Below are 15,382 nucleotides of genomic sequence, written 5' to 3'. Positions count from 1 at the left end.
ATGTTTCAGGAAAGATATGATGTTATTGTTGTAGGAGCCGGTCATGCCGGAAGTGAGGCCGCGGCGGCCGCAGCCAATATGGGTTGCAGCACACTTTTGGTTACCATGAACCTGCAAAACATCGCACAAATGAGTTGTAATCCTGCAATGGGTGGGATTGCAAAAGGTCAAATTGTTCGGGAAATTGATGCACTTGGTGGCTATAGCGGATTGGTGAGTGATACCAGTGCCATTCAGTTTAAGATGCTCAATAAATCTAAAGGACCTGCCATGTGGAGTCCGAGGGTGCAAAGCGACCGGATGATGTTTACCGAACATTGGCGACTTAGGTTGGAGGCAACAGCTAATCTCGATTTCTATCAGGAAATGGTTTCGGGTCTTATCATTGAAGGTGATAAAGTAGTGGGTGTAAAAACCTCTTTAGGAATAGAGATAAAAGCGAAGAGTGTTATACTTACCAACGGTACTTTTTTAAATGGTCTTATTCATATTGGTGAAAAACAATTTGGAGGAGGAAGAGCAGGGGAAAGAGCTGCTACCGGAATTACTGAAGAATTGGTTCAGCTGGGTTTTGAGGCCGGAAGAATGAAAACCGGAACACCCCCACGTGTTGATGGAAGGTCTTTAGATTATTCAAAAATGACTGAGCAGCCGGGCGATGATGTGCCGGCTAAATTCTCTTACCTTGACGAAACAAAACCTCTCACAAAACAGAGATCCTGTTACATGTCTTACACCTCTCCCGAGGTGCATAATCTTTTAAAGGAAGGCTTTGATCGTTCCCCAATGTTTAACGGCCGAATTAAAAGTATTGGTCCGCGATACTGTCCTTCAATCGAAGATAAGATCAATCGTTTTGCCGATAAAGACAGGCATCAGCTTTTTATAGAACCTGAAGGTTGGAATACGGTAGAAATGTATATCAACGGATTTTCTACATCGCTGCCCGAAGATGTGCAGTTTAAAGCTTTGCGTTCGGTCGCCGGATTTGAAAATGTGAAATTCTTTAGACCGGGTTATGCTATCGAATACGATTATTTCCCGCCCACGCAGTTAAAACATACCCTGGAAACCAAACTGGTTAGCGGACTTTATTTCGCCGGACAAATTAATGGAACTACAGGTTATGAAGAAGCCGGTTCTCAGGGTTTGATGGCAGGAATAAATGCGGCTTTAAAAGTGCAGGAAAAGGAAGAGTTTATCCTGCAACGCAGCGAAGCTTATATAGGAGTTCTTATTGATGATCTTATCACAAAAGGAACAGAAGAGCCTTATAGAATGTTTACTTCAAGAGCCGAATATCGTACGTTGTTGAGGCAGGATAATGCCGATTTCAGGCTTACTGAAAAGTCGTTTGATATTGGTCTTGCTTCTGAAAAAAGACTGCGGAAGATGGAGGAGAAGAAATCCAAATCTTATGCTTTTGTTGAATTTTTGAAGGAGACCAGTGTTGCTCCTGAAGAAGCCAATGTGGTGCTTGAAGAAAATAATTCGGCTCCCATGAAGCAAAGTGATAAGATCTTTAAAGTATTCTCCAGACCAAATATTGACATGCAGAATATCCGAACTTTTAGTGGAGTAGATGAGTACATTCAGGAAAATGACCTGAACGAGGAAGTACTTGAACAAACCGAAATTCAGGTGAAATATTCTGGGTATATTGAGAAGGAGAAGAACAATGCAGATAAGCTTCACAGGCTCGAAGGAATTAAAATCCCAAATGATTTTGATTACTCCAGGATCAAATCTATGTCTTATGAAGCACGTGAAAAGCTGAAAAAGGTGAAACCCACATCGGTGTCACAGGCTTCAAGAATTAGTGGGGTGAGCCCGAATGATATTTCTGTTTTACTGGTTTACATGGGTCGATAAAATTAATCGTTCCACGTGGAACATCTTTTAAATTCATTCAATGTTACCACTCGAATTTTCTGAACAACCTGTACTTGTATGTAAAGATCATACTGTAAGCGGAGAATTTTTTGAGTTGAGGAAGGCAAAAGATCTGGATCTTTTGGCCACCTTTCCTCAGCCAAATCTGGAGCGTTTACCCGATTATTATAAAAGCGAATCTTACATCTCGCATACCGATTCAAAAAAGGGATTTTTTGATAAGATTTACCAGCAGGTAAAAAACCTTATGCTATCCAGGAAATTAAACTGGATAGCCCAGGAGAAAACGGGCCCGATAAAAATTCTTGATGTTGGTGCGGGAACGGGAGATTTTCTTTTGGCTGCAAAAAAACGGCGATGGAAAGTTTTTGGAGCAGAACCTAATTCTGGAGCAAGGGCTCTGGCTTCAAAAAAAGGAGTGGAGCTGGAAGAAGAAACCCGCGAATTTTCTTCAGGTAGTTTTGATGTAATTACCATGTGGCATGTCCTGGAACATGTACCTAATCTTGAAGAGCAGATTGAGGAGTTATACCGGTTATTAAAACCCGACGGACTTCTTGTAATCGCAGTACCGAATTTTAAAAGTGATGATGCGCAAAAATATAAAGAGCACTGGGCGGCTTATGATGTGCCAAGGCATCTTTACCATTTCTCACCTTCAGCAATAGAGAAGATATTTAATTCATCAGGTTTTTTACTTACCTCTCAAAAAGGGCTTTTTTTCGATTCGTTTTATGTAAGTCTACTTTCAGAAAAATATGCTTCAGGTACTTCAAATGTACTCAAGGCGGTTTGGAAGGGAGCAATTTCAAATTTTAAGGCTAAATCTTCTGGAAACTATTCTTCGGTGGCTTACTTCTTCAGAAAAAACAACTAAAACGCATTTTAAAGTGATTTAAGCGACTTTTTCAGCATAGGAGGTGTCGTAGATTGTATTTTTAAAGATGAAGCTTATTTTCACCTCTTTAAAAAGCCATTTTCGATAGCTTTTTTAAATTTCAACTTCAGTTATTATTAAATTTACTTATCGCATCAGAATTTTGGCTTTTTCAGTAAGGAATGGAAATGCTTTCTTACTTTTGCTGCGAAACTAAACAAACTTAAAAATGAAAAAATTATTTTTGGTCCTTTCAATGGGGGCAATATTTACCAGTTGCAATAATCAGAAAACTGCTTATGTTGATACTACTGTTCTAATTCAGGAGTATTCAGAAATGAAAGAGGTGGAAGCCGATTTTAGCCAGAGGTCTGAAAGTTTAAAAAGAGAACTTGATTCGGCTGCACAAGGATTTCAGCAGGAAGTTATGGCGTTTAGAGATAACGCGGCAACCATGTCTGAAGCCGAAAGACAGGCTGCGCAGGATGAGTTGATGAGAAAGCAGCAAATGCTTCAGCAGCAACAGCAAATGAGAAGCGGGCAGCTAAGACAGGAAGGAGATCAGGTTATTGATTCCCTTATTACCAAAGTGAAAGATTTTGTAAAGGTTTATGGTGAAGAAAATGATTACACCTACATCTTTGGATCAAACGAATCGGCTAATATCATGTATGCCGAGGAAGGGCTTGATATCACTCAGGAGATCCTTAAAGAACTTAACGAAAACAGTGGAGTAACAGAGCAAGATGCTGTAGTTACCGAATAAATTTTTTGTAGTAATATTTAAAAGGGTTCCACGTGGAACCCTTTTTTTATGCGGTGATGAGAAAAATTCCGAAGATTATGACCATAAAGTATCCCACAATTGTAAAGGCACCGGCATAATCGTTTGCCACCCGTTGGCCGAATAAGAGCATTAATAGCGTGATTGCGGCAAGGCTGAGGGACCATAAGGCAAGGCTGGGGTCATTATTCACATATAAGGTAAAGATTCCTGCTAAGGCTGCGAAGCCTACAATAATTTCCAGGACCAGGATGATGCCCAGTAGCAGGGAAACCATACCTCCCATAAATGTACCTTTAAAGTGCCCGGTAAGCCATTCATAATTGCCACTCCAGTTGAACAATTTATCAAGACCCGATTGTAAAAAGGTGATGATGGTAAATATAAGTATCAAGTATACCGGGATGTTCGGGATGAAATTGTCCATAATAAACTAGTTTTTATGAATGAGTCGGGTGAGTTTTATAGAAAGGTCGGTGAGGATGATCTTGGCATTTCCGTTCCTTTCTATGTGGTACATGGCGTCCTCGAGTTCTTTTGAGATCCCTGTAATGTTGTTTCCGGTTATGAAGGGGGCAAATTTCTCTAATTTGAATCCGCTGGTTTGAGGCTCCAAAAAAACGAGATCTTTTGCCTTATAGTTATACATGAGCGCCTGCCTGAAGAAATCCATACAAAAGATAAGGAATTTCTTTTGTACTTCCCTTCCTGTTCCTGCTATCATTTCGCTCCAGGCGAGTAGATCGGCGAGGGCAGTTTTGTCTCCTTTGGCTTTAAAAGCGGTTCTTACCCACGAAATGAACCACTCTTCAAACTGTTCGTCACCCGAATGCTGTTTGAGAATGTGAAGGGCGTTATTGTAATTTCCATTAGCCCTGTGAGAAATGGTCAATGCTTTAGCACGATCACACTGTTCCCTTTGCACAAGACCTTCGGCAATCACTGCCTCATTAAGAGGTGGAAAATGAAGGATTTGACACCGGGACCTAATAGTTTGGATGATGCTCTCTTCTTCTTCAGTAATTAGGAGAAAAAGAGTTTTTTGAGGCGGTTCTTCTATGAGCTTCAGCAGCTTATTGGCACAACTGTCATTCATCTTCTCGGCCATCCATATGATCATGACCTTATAGCCACCTTCATATGATTTAAGCGAGAGCGATTTTACGATATCCTGCGCCTCATCTACGCCTATTTTCCCCTGTTTATTCTCAATTCCCAGCTTTTGGTACCAGTCAAAAAGGTTCCCAAACGGTTCCTGTTGTACAAATTGCCGCCATTCTTCTGTAAAATGAGAAGAAACGGCATTTTTCTTTACCTTGTCATTGTTGGCTACGGGGTAGGCAAAATGGAGATCGGGATGTGCCAGCCTGTTCATTTTCAGGTTACAGGATTCATTTCCGGTATTATTCTCGGCACCGGTGTTTTGGCACAATATGTATTGTGCATAGGCAATGGCCATGGGGAGAGTTCCACTCCCCGAAGCACCTACAAATAACTGGGCATGAGGAATCCGGTTGTTATCTACCGTTGTGGTAAGGTGATTCTTTATGTGCGGAAGGCCTAAAACTTCAGAAAATAGCATAAGCAAAGATATAATTTCTTCACACTTTTATATCTTAGAGAATTATTTAATTTAAGCTAAAATCAGCTGTATGAAAACCATTAATGATTATAATTTTAAGGATAAAAAAGCCCTGATAAGGGTAGATTTCAATGTTCCGCTTAACGAGCAACAGGAAGTTGGTGACACCAGTCGTATTGAAGGTGCAAAACCAACCATAGATAAAATTTTGAAAGATGGCGGCAGCGCTATTCTTATGTCTCACCTGGGGCGACCAAAAGGTGTTGATAAAAAGAATTCCCTACAGCATATTGTGAAGAAAGTTTCAGAAATTCTTGGTGTAGAAGTGAAGTTTGTAGATGAATGTGTAGGCGAAAAGGCACAGCAAGCTGCAAAAGACCTTAAACCGGGAGAAGTACTGTTACTGGAGAATCTTAGATTCCATGCTGAAGAAGAAAAGGGAGATGAAGAATTCTCGAGGAAATTATCTACTCTTGGAGACATTTATGTAAATGATGCCTTTGGAACAGCACACCGTGCTCACGCTTCTACTACTATCGTGGCTAATTATTTTGAAGATAAATGTGTGGGCGCCCTGCTAGGTAAAGAGATAGACAGTCTTGAAAAGGTTTTGGGGAGTTCAGAAAAACCTGTAACTGCAGTATTGGGGGGAGCCAAAGTATCTACCAAGATCACAGTTATTGAAAATATTCTTGACAAAATTGACCACCTGATTATTGGCGGCGGAATGACTTATACTTTTACTAAGGCAAAAGGCGGTACTATTGGCGATTCTCTTGTTGAGAATGATAAGCTTGAACTGGCGCTGGAGATCCTTAGAAAAGCTGAAGAAAAGGGAGTGAAAATCCATTTGCCTGTTGATGCGGTAATAGCCGATTCTTTTTCGGAAGAAGCCGATACCAAAATAGTTTCGGTTGATGAAATTCCTGAAGGATGGATGGGACTTGATATAGGCCCTGACACAGTGAAGAAGTACGGACAAATTCTTGAAGAGTCTAAAACCATCTTGTGGAACGGCCCAATGGGAGTTTTTGAAATGCAGGCATTTGCAAAAGGAACTATTGCTGTAGGCGAGCATATTGCCGCAGCTACAAAAAAAGGAGCCTTCTCACTTGTAGGTGGAGGTGACTCTGTTGCCGCAGTTAAACAATTTGGTCTTGAAGACCAGGTAAGCTACGTTTCTACCGGTGGGGGAGCTATGCTCGAAATGCTGGAAGGAAAAAGTTTACCGGGAATTGAAGCGTTAAAAAAATAAAGAGGTACGATAATTGAAGGAAAAAAGTACTGTTTTTTGAAGAAATGACTTTAGGATGAAACAAATTTTGCCATTTTTAATGCTACTCATGTCTGTAGCTGCTTTTGCCCAGGACAAAAAAGAAGGGAAAAAGAATGTGGATGGACAGGAGAACAAAGAAACGGGCGATACCATAAGGCTTCCCGAACAGGACTTCTTCCTTTTACTAGATAGTGATGATGTAGACCTTGCTAATAAGGTACCGGTGCACAAGATCATCAAAGACTCTCTTATATTTGCCCTTTTAGACGACCCAGGAGCAGCCACTATAGACTCTCTATGGCAGCAGGAGTTGTTCGAATCCAGTTTATATATAGATTTGAAAGATTCTCTTCTAAACCAGGAATACAATGAAGTAGTTTTTGATGATCTTCCCATCGATACTTTAAAGTTAAGGCTGCAAAAGCTAAATGCTAAAACCCCTTTTAACGTTGAATACAACCCTTTGCTTGAGAATGTAATCAAATCCTACCTCAAGAGAAACAAGAAGGGAATGGAGCGCTTAATGGCTTTAAGCACCTATTATTTTCCCCTTTTTGAGCAGAAGCTGGATCTGTACAATATCCCGCTGGAAATAAAATATCTTGCTATTGTAGAATCTGCCCTTAATCCTCGTGCGAGATCACGCGTGGGTGCAACAGGGCTTTGGCAGTTCATGTTTGCAACAGGAAAAATGCACGGGCTTGATGTAAGCTCCTATGTAGATGAACGAATGGACCCAATTATGTCTACCGAAGCTGCTGCTGAATATCTTTCTACACTTTACCGGGTTTTTGAAGACTGGGATCTGGTTCTGGCCTCCTACAATTCAGGGCCGGGAAATGTTTCCAAGGCAATAAGGCGTAGTGGAGGTTCTACCAATTACTGGAATCTTCGGCCTTATCTTCCACGTGAAACAGCAGGGTATGTGCCCGCCTTCCTGGCTACTATGTACATTTTTGAATATGCCGAAGAACATGGTTTTCAGCCTCCTCACCCCCGAACTACATATTTTGAGACCGATACTATTCATCCCAGGAAAATGCTCACTTTTGAGCAAATTTCACAGGTGACAGGAGTGGAAAAGGAAATGTTGCAGTTCCTCAATCCAAGTTATAAACTTGACGTCATTCCTTTTGTAGAAGATGAAAAATATAGCCTGCGCCTGCCCAGAAACAGGACCGGACTTTTTGTAAATAATGAGGAAGCAATCTATGGGTATACACAGGCGCTTGAAGAAAAGAAAGAAGAAGCGCTACCACAGCTAATACAACCCGAATCTACAGTGAGATACCGGGTGCGAAGGGGTGATTACCTCGGGAAGATTGCCGAAAGGTATGGAGTAGGGGTAAGCCAGATCAAGCAGTGGAACAACTTGAGGAGCAATAACCTTAGAATAGGACAAAGACTGCTTATTTACCCACGGAAAAATTCGGCTACAGCCGAAAATTCCTCTTCCTCCAGAATATATACTGTAAAACAAGGGGATTCTCTTTGGAGCATTTCGAAGAAATTTCCGGGGGTTACTGTAAAACAAATAAAGAGCCTGAATAATATGAACAGCAACCGGTTGAAACCCGGAATGAAATTAAAACTCTCAGACGGGTAATAGTCCCGCTTAAATTCGATCTATGAAAAATTTTTTCGCTTTTTTTTCCGTTCTTTTTGTTTTAACCGGATGTGGTAATGGTAAAGAAGATCCAGTAGTGATTGCCAGTTCCTCCGGAAAGATCAACAACCTCACAGTGGTCATGGAAAACGACCTGTGGACGGGTGAGGTTGGAGAGGCTGTACGGCGTTACCTTGCTGCCCCGGTAGATGGGTTGCCGCAAGAAGAACCATTATTCTCCCTAAGCCAGATGCCACCTGAAGCTTACCAGGGTTTTGCAAGGAAGAACAGGATATTTTTACATATTCAAAAAGGACAGGAACCTGGAATAAAAATGGCCGATGACGCTTATGCAAGGCCACAAAAAGGCATCCTTATCACAGGGGAGGATAATGAGCAAATCATTTCCCTAATTGATAAAAATGCTGAAAAGATCATTTCAACCTTTAAGAAAACAGAACTTGCCGAGCAGCAGCGCCGCATCAGGAAATCCCTTAAAAGTGATGAAAAGCTTGAAGAGCAGCTGGGTGTTTCTCTAAAGTTCCCCACAGCATACCGATACGCCAAGGAAACCGATGATTTTTTCTGGATCAGAAAAGATATTCCTACCGGCAGTATGGAAATTCTCGTGTATGAAGTGCCAAGGCATGTCATTGAAAAGGATACCAATATAGTGGGCAATATCATTGAGATGCGTGATTCTATAGGGCAAGTCCATATTCCCGGAAGAGTTGATGGCAGCTATATGGTAACAGAATCTGCTTATGCTCCCTATCTTTTTGAATCTCAAATTGACGGAAAGTTTGCCTGGGAGTCTAAAGGGATCTGGGAAGTAAAAGGAGATTTTATGGGAGGCCCATTTATTAATTACGCTGTTCTGGATGAAGAAAATGACAGGTACGTAATTTTAGAAGGATTTGCCTTTTCACCATCGGCCCAAAAGAGGGAAAACATGATGGAGCTTGAAGCCATCCTCAAATCGGCAGAGATAAAATAACCAATAAGGTAGAAAACAAAAAAACCCAACGCAAGTTGGGTTTTTTATTCCTATTGAAAGAAAAATTATAATCTCTTTTTGTCCTCTTCGGGTTTGCTGGTAGGAGTATCATCTTTTGAAGCGTCTTTAAATTCTTTAATTCCGCTACCCAATCCTCTCATCAGTTCAGGGATTTTTCTTCCTCCAAACAACAACAACACAACGATCACAATTAATATGATTTGTGGTGCTCCAATCTGCAATGGTATAAAAACTGCACTCATAATAATCAATTTAATGTTGCAAAGTTAGTAATAAAACTTTAATCCATTTGTTTATGAGGGTATAAAACCTCTGTAAATATCTTTATATATCTTTGCCTAAGGCATTAAATATGACAAAGAACACCGAACATAAAAGAAATTTCAGGCAAAAGCTTCTGCATAAGTACAGGCTTGTTATTCTCAATGAAGACACATTTGAAGAAAAATTGTCTTTTAAACTTACCCGCCTTAACGTGTTTGTGGTAGTAACCCTTTCAGCAATTCTGCTAATTGCGGGCACCACAGTGCTTATTGCATTTACCGGGCTAAGAGAGTATATTCCCGGTTATTCTTCTACCGAACTCCAACAAAGAGCTTTGAACCTTGCCTATAAAACCGATTCCCTCCAGACTGTGGTTGAGTTAAATAACCAATACCTGGCATCTATAAAACGCGTGCTCTCTGGAGATGTTAAACCCGCAGAGTTCAATAGGGATTCACTTATGGAAGCTCACCGGTTAAGCGCAGATGAGGTAGATCTAAAACCTTCAAAAGAAGATAGCCTGCTTCGGGAAACCGTAGTGCAGGAAGATAAATATAACTTTCTCGAGACCGCTACCAGTCGTGCCAACTACGCATTATTTCCGCCTCTAAAAGGCCCTTTTTCGGAAGGATATAATATCAAGGATAAGCACTTTGGGGTAGACATTGTAGCGTCACATAACGCTCCCGTGAAAGCTGTAGCCGATGGTACTGTCATTTTTTCGGGCTGGACTGCAGAGACAGGGAACGTCATTATTATAGAACACAGCTATGGTCTTATCTCTATTTACAAACACAACTCTTCCCTCACCAAAGAGCAGGGAGATAGAGTGTTAAAAGGAGAAGTGGTGGCCACGGCAGGTTCTACGGGTGAGTATTCTACCGGCCCGCACCTGCATTTTGAACTTTGGAGCGAAGGCCGCCCTGTAAACCCCACAGATTTTATAGATTTTGAATAAAAAGTATGTCAGTAAAATCATTTGCAGCTAAAATATTCGCAGCCTACATTCGGCGCCAAATTGATTCCTGGGCCACAAAGCCGGTAGAGACTCAAAAAAGGGTTTTTGAGCAGCTCTTAAAGAAGGCAGCGGACACCGAGTTTGGAAAAGATCACGGATTTAAGAATATCTCCAGCTACCGCGAGTATGCCGCTCGTGTGCCGGTAAGAGATTATGAAGAGCTAAAACCTTATGTAGAAAAGGTGGTTGCGGGCGAGAAAGATATTCTATGGCCAGGGAAACCTATCTACTTTGCCAAGACCTCAGGTACTACAAGTGGAGCGAAATATATTCCGTTGACCAAAGAATCTATGCCTACACATATCGATGCAGCACGAAATGCGATTTTGTGCTACATCAATGACACCGGAAAAGCCGATTTTGTAGATGGAAAAATGATCTTTCTCCAGGGAAGCCCCGAGCTTGATGAGAAAAACGGTGTGAAACTGGGCAGGCTCTCCGGAATTGCGGCTCATTACGTTCCCGGCTACCTGCAACGCAACCGTATGCCTTCCTGGGAGACAAATACTATTGAAGACTGGGAAACAAAGGTTGAAGCTATAGTAGATGAAACTGTAAAGGAGGATATGACCGTTATTAGCGGGATCCCTTCCTGGGTACAAATGTATTTTGAAAGGCTGCAGGCGCGCACAGGCAAAAAGGTGGGAGATATCTTTCCTAATTTCAACCTGTTCATTTACGGCGGAGTCAACTTTGAACCTTACCGTGCAAAATTTGAAAGTTTAATTGGCCGAAGGGTTGATAGTATTGAACTTTTTCCTGCTTCTGAAGGCTTTTTTGCATATCAGGACAGGCAGGATGAAAAGGGGATGTTACTATTGCTGGATTCAGGCATCTTCTACGAGTTTATTAAGGCTGATGAATTCTATTCTGGAAATCCGCGGCGGTACACCATTGGGGAAGTGGAGCTGGGAATTAACTACGTGATGATCATTTCTACCACGGCAGGTCTTTGGGCTTACGACCTGGGAGATACCATTCAGTTTACCTCTCTGGCACCATACAGGGTGATCGTTTCAGGAAGAATAAAGCATTTTATTTCGGCTTTTGGAGAACACGTGATTGCCAAAGAAGTAGAGCAGGCCATGCAGGAAGCCACGGCCGGCACAGGCATCCAGATCAGCGAATTCACAGTAGCACCACAAATCACTCCCGAAGGAGATCAACTGCCGTACCACGAATGGTTTATTGAATTTGAGGAAGAACCCAAAGATTTAGATACTTTTGCAGTAGCATTAGACAAATCTCTTCAGCAGCAAAATTCCTATTATCTCGATTTGATAGAAGGCAAGATCCTTCAGCAATTAAAAATCAGCACTGTTCCCACAAATGGTTTTCAGCAATACATGAAATCCATTGGAAAACTGGGCGGGCAAAACAAACTACCAAGACTTTCCAACGATCGCAAGATTGCCGAAGTTTTGGAAAATATAAAAAACAGCAAATAAAATTATGGGTAATTTAAAATTACAGGGACGTACAAGAGCACAGGAAAGCTCCAACGCTATAGAACGCATGTATATTACAATGCGTCACCTTTTTAACAGGGGATTCTATAAGCCTATGGGCGTTTCGGGGGAAACCTTGCGCGAAGCTCTTTTGATTCTTCGTCCCGAAATATATGGCTCTGTAGCCGAAGAAAAAGTGGAGCTTAACGGACTCTTATATGTCATGGACAGGCTTCCGCTTGGCCTTGAAGAATGTCGCTTCATCAATCTCACCAGCGATGAAGGTTACGGTAACTCTCACTTTAAACCTATCGTTCCGCCAAAAAGGCGCAGAAACTGCTACAGGATCGATGAGGAGCAAATGAATATCGAGATCACCCGTGGGCGGTCAGAAATTTATGATATTCTTACTCACCTCACTTTCCTTTTCATTGAGTCTCACAAGATCATGAGGCGGGTGCTTATTGATGAAGAAGGAGAAGTATCTCGTGACTGGCAAAAACTGGAGGTTGCGGTAACTCAAAAGGAACCTTTAACCCAGGCGCAGCGTGAAGTAGCCCTTACTCACACGGCTAATATTCTTGGCCGTACCTTTAGGGAAGTGACCACCATTTATCCCCTTTTTAGCACCTCAACCAGCCCCGAGAGATTTTTGCACATCATTTATTACTTGGGGAAACTGGCGTTAGATGAAATGCTCAACAACAACAAACGTATCGTGACCTTTAGCCCTGTGCTTAGAGAACGCCTGGGGCATCACATTCACGGGGAAATTTGGGCAAATAAGGTAAAGGAAGTCCTTCTGGAGAAAAACCTGATGAACCGTCCTTTGCACATCATAAGTGCAAACATGCACAGCGTGATGAATACGCTTTATGCTTCGGAAGCTTTAAAACCTGAGCTCAAGAAAAAATCGCTCTTCGGAATCTATGAAGATCTTAGCAACAACGCCAATGGGCAGCTAAGAATGAAAGTGATGAAAAATGCTGTTGCTGAAGGGATGGTTTTTATTGAAGATACCAGTGGTGCCAACATTGATGTCCAGGTGTTTGATACTGCCCGGATGTCGCTCGTAAATCCAAAATTCAAGAGTGGTAGCAAGGTAAAGGATGAGGATAAGCCGGTGATCATGGTGATGGATTACGCATTTGGAGAGCAGGCTTACGAAACCATGGATGAAATGCTGAAGCCTTACCAGTCCGAACACGGTAATATTCACCTGAATGTTGCCTCAATCTCTATCATGGGGAAAGCCGGAATTCTTGTAGGGGGTAAGGGTGACATCATGATCCCAACCGCCCATCTCTTTGAAGGTACCGCCGATAATTATCCGTTTCATAACGAGCTTACCAAAGAAGATCTTGAAGGTAACGGAATACACGTGTGCGATGGTTCAATGATCACGGTTTTAGGAACATCGCTTCAGAACAAGGATATTTTGAAGTTCTTCCACGAATCTACATGGAACGTGGTAGGGCTGGAGATGGAAGGTGCACATTATCAAAAAGCGGTGCAGGCTGCGGCAAGATTACGTAAGAACATCAGTGAAGATGTGAAGGTAAGATATGCCTATTATGCTTCAGATAACCCGCTGGAAACAGGAAGTACACTGGCTTCAGGCGGTCTTGGAACTACCGGCGTAAAACCGACCTATCTTATTACTGAAAAAATACTGGAACAAATTTTCGAAGTTCCGAAGATATCCGAAAAAGAGAAAGAACCTAAAAAAGAGAAAGCATAAATGAACGATAAGAAATACACTCTGGTTACAGGTGGAGCCGGTTTTATAGGTTCTAATTATATCAATCTCTTTATTGAGGATAAAGACACCCATATTGTCAACCTCGATCTACTCACATACGCCGGAAGTCTCGACAACCTGGAGATAGAGGGGCACGAGAACTACACCTTCGTAAAAGGGGATATTAGAGACAAGGAACTGGTAAAAAACCTGTTCGAAAAATACCATTTTTCGAGGGTGATAAATTTTGCAGCCGAATCTCATGTAGATAATTCAATCTTGAATCCTGCGGCCTTCGTTGAAACAAACATCAACGGAACTTTCAACCTGCTGCAAACTGCCTATAATCTTTGGATGGATGGCCCATTTGAACTGAAGGAAGAGTACAACGATGCCAAATTCCTTCACGTTTCAACCGATGAGGTCTATGGCACATTGGGAGCTGAAGGATTGTTTACAGAAGAAACTCCGTATGCGCCAAATAGTCCGTATTCGGCTTCAAAAGCAGCTTCAGATTTTTTGGTGCGCAGTTATTTCCATACCTACGGAATGCCTGTTTTAACAACCAACTGCTCTAATAATTACGGACCTCATCAACACGATGAAAAACTGATTCCTACTATTATTCGAACTGCTCTAAAAGAGGAACCTATTCCAATTTATGGAGACGGCAAGAATGTGAGGGACTGGTTATACGTTTTAGATCATTGCAAAGGCATCAACCTGGTACTCAAAAATGGCAAATTTGGGGAGACTTATAATATTGGTGGCCGCAATGAACGGGAGAATATTTACATTGCCCAGAAGATTTCTGAAATTCTTGATAAACTGGTTCCACGTGAAAACGGCGAAAGTTACACCCAGCTAATCACTTTTGTGAAAGACAGGCCGGGGCACGACCAGCGTTATGCTATAGATGCTACAAAACTTGAATCACAACTGGGTTGGAAAGCCGATGAGAACTTTGAATCGGGTATAGAAAAAACGGTACGTTGGTACCTGGAAAAATACAGTGCATGAAAGGCATAATACTGGCAGGAGGATCGGGCACAAGGCTGCACCCTTTAACGCTTGCAGTGAGCAAGCAATTAATGCCGGTGTATGATAAGCCCATGATCTATTATCCGCTCTCTACTTTGATGATGGCGGGGATTAGAGAGATCCTTATCATTTCCACCCCAAAAGATCTGCCTTTGTTCAGGGAATTGTTGGGGGATGGAAGCCGGTATGGATGCGAATTTCAATACGCAGTGCAGGATGAGCCGAGGGGGCTTGCCGAAGCCTTTATCATTGGAGCCGATTTTATTGGTAATGATAAGGTGGCTCTTATTCTGGGAGATAATATTTTTTATGGTTCGGGGCTCGATAAACTGCTGCAAAGCAATAGTGATCCCAATGGCGGAATGATCTTCGCTTACCATGTGCATGACCCAAAACGCTACGGGGTTGTTGATTTTGACGAGACAGGAAAAGTAATATCTATTGAAGAAAAACCCGCTTCTCCCAGGTCAAATTTTGCGGTTCCGGGAATCTATTTCTACGACAATGAAGTGGTAGAGATCGCCAGGGGCATAAAACCTTCGGGCAGGGCAGAACTTGAGATTACCGATGTGAACAACGATTACCTCCAAAAAGGGAAGTTACAGGTAAGCATTCTTGACAAGGGTACGGCCTGGCTCGACACCGGCACCTTTGATTCCCTCATGAAAGCTTCACAATTTGTGCAGGTCATTGAAGAACGGCAGGGATTGAAGATAGGGGCAATAGAAGAAACCGCCTATAATATGGGCTATATAGATAAACAGCAGCTGCATAAGCTGGCCCAGCCTCTTTTAAAAAGCGGGTATGGCGAATACCTTTTACAATTAGATTAAT

At 42.0% G+C, this 15,382-nt stretch carries 14 protein-coding genes; 11 read left to right on the top strand and 3 right to left on the bottom strand.

The genetic code is table 11. The features are described from left to right. The 3 genes from mnmG (at position 1) to VS868_RS07045 (ending at position 3,536) form a co-directional block, all read left to right on the top strand. Complete coding sequence (gene mnmG, locus VS868_RS07055; RefSeq protein WP_345599676.1) at positions 1 to 1,872, top strand: tRNA uridine-5-carboxymethylaminomethyl(34) synthesis enzyme MnmG; 1,872 nt, start codon at positions 1 to 3, stop codon at positions 1,870 to 1,872. A gap of 40 nt (positions 1,873 to 1,912) precedes the next feature. Further along, the gene (locus VS868_RS07050) at positions 1,913 to 2,770 is read left to right on the top strand and encodes a class I SAM-dependent methyltransferase (RefSeq protein WP_345599675.1); all 858 of its coding nucleotides are present in this window, start codon (positions 1,913 to 1,915) and stop codon (positions 2,768 to 2,770) included. 229 nt (positions 2,771 to 2,999) lie between these two features. After that, positions 3,000 to 3,536, top strand: coding sequence for an OmpH family outer membrane protein (locus VS868_RS07045; protein ID WP_266070182.1), 537 nt, complete (start codon positions 3,000 to 3,002; stop codon positions 3,534 to 3,536). A 46-nt stretch (positions 3,537 to 3,582) separates the two neighbouring features. On the opposite strand, the gene VS868_RS07040 is transcribed toward VS868_RS07045, so the two are convergent. After that, a complete protein-coding gene (locus VS868_RS07040) occupies positions 3,583 to 3,981 on the bottom strand; it encodes a DoxX family protein (protein WP_266069737.1) in 399 nt (132 codons plus the stop codon). 6 nt (positions 3,982 to 3,987) lie between these two features. After that, positions 3,988 to 5,136: a DNA polymerase III subunit delta' gene (locus tag VS868_RS07035; RefSeq protein ID WP_345599674.1), complete on the bottom strand. Its 1,149-nt coding sequence runs from the start codon at positions 5,134 to 5,136 to the stop codon at positions 3,988 to 3,990. A gap of 70 nt (positions 5,137 to 5,206) precedes the next feature. On the opposite strand from VS868_RS07035, the gene VS868_RS07030 reads away from it, so the two are divergent. Genes VS868_RS07030 through VS868_RS07020 form a run of 3 tightly spaced genes read left to right on the top strand, consistent with a single transcriptional unit; the run spans position 5,207 to position 9,015 of the window. Then, the gene (locus VS868_RS07030) at positions 5,207 to 6,391 is read left to right on the top strand and encodes a phosphoglycerate kinase (RefSeq protein ID WP_266069739.1); all 1,185 of its coding nucleotides are present in this window, start codon (positions 5,207 to 5,209) and stop codon (positions 6,389 to 6,391) included. 55 nt (positions 6,392 to 6,446) lie between these two features. After that, on the top strand, positions 6,447 to 8,018 hold the full coding sequence (locus tag VS868_RS07025) for a LysM peptidoglycan-binding domain-containing protein (protein ID WP_345599673.1): 1,572 nt from the start codon (positions 6,447 to 6,449) through the stop codon (positions 8,016 to 8,018). 22 nt (positions 8,019 to 8,040) lie between these two features. Further along, complete coding sequence (locus VS868_RS07020) at positions 8,041 to 9,015, top strand: DUF4837 family protein (RefSeq protein WP_345599672.1); 975 nt, start codon at positions 8,041 to 8,043, stop codon at positions 9,013 to 9,015. 65 nt (positions 9,016 to 9,080) lie between these two features. Here VS868_RS07020 and tatA read toward each other — a convergent pair whose 3' ends face one another. Further along, positions 9,081 to 9,278 carry a twin-arginine translocase TatA/TatE family subunit gene (gene tatA / locus VS868_RS07015; RefSeq protein ID WP_266069742.1) on the bottom strand — a complete coding sequence of 66 codons (198 nt, stop codon included), beginning with the start codon at positions 9,276 to 9,278 and terminating at the stop codon, positions 9,081 to 9,083. 110 nt (positions 9,279 to 9,388) lie between these two features. Here tatA and VS868_RS07010 point away from each other — a divergent pair, with 110 nt between their 5' ends. Genes VS868_RS07010 through rfbA form a run of 5 tightly spaced genes read left to right on the top strand, consistent with a single transcriptional unit; the run spans position 9,389 to position 15,381 of the window. Next, complete coding sequence (locus VS868_RS07010) at positions 9,389 to 10,258, top strand: M23 family metallopeptidase (protein ID WP_266069743.1); 870 nt, start codon at positions 9,389 to 9,391, stop codon at positions 10,256 to 10,258. A gap of 5 nt (positions 10,259 to 10,263) precedes the next feature. Beyond that, entirely contained in the window at positions 10,264 to 11,766 is a 1,503-nt protein-coding gene (locus tag VS868_RS07005) for a GH3 auxin-responsive promoter family protein (protein ID WP_266069744.1), read from the top strand. 4 nt (positions 11,767 to 11,770) lie between these two features. Then, the gene (locus tag VS868_RS07000) at positions 11,771 to 13,507 is read left to right on the top strand and encodes a hypothetical protein (RefSeq protein WP_266069746.1); all 1,737 of its coding nucleotides are present in this window, start codon (positions 11,771 to 11,773) and stop codon (positions 13,505 to 13,507) included. Beyond that, a complete protein-coding gene (gene rfbB, locus VS868_RS06995; protein ID WP_345599671.1) occupies positions 13,508 to 14,527 on the top strand; it encodes a dTDP-glucose 4,6-dehydratase in 1,020 nt (339 codons plus the stop codon). It begins immediately after the preceding gene. Further along, positions 14,524 to 15,381, top strand: a complete 858-nt coding sequence (rfbA, locus tag VS868_RS06990) for a glucose-1-phosphate thymidylyltransferase RfbA (protein WP_266069748.1) — start codon at positions 14,524 to 14,526, stop codon at positions 15,379 to 15,381. The genes rfbB and rfbA overlap by 4 nt, the downstream gene beginning before the upstream one ends. Position 15,382: the final 1 nt, after the last annotated feature.

Origin of the sequence: Salinimicrobium sp. 3283s, assembly GCF_039602225.1 — a bacterium.
GTDB classification, from domain to species: Bacteria; Bacteroidota; Bacteroidia; order Flavobacteriales; family Flavobacteriaceae; genus Salinimicrobium; species Salinimicrobium profundisediminis.
Note: the sequence above shows the minus strand (reverse complement) of the source record. Positions and strands in the feature narration are given on the sequence as shown.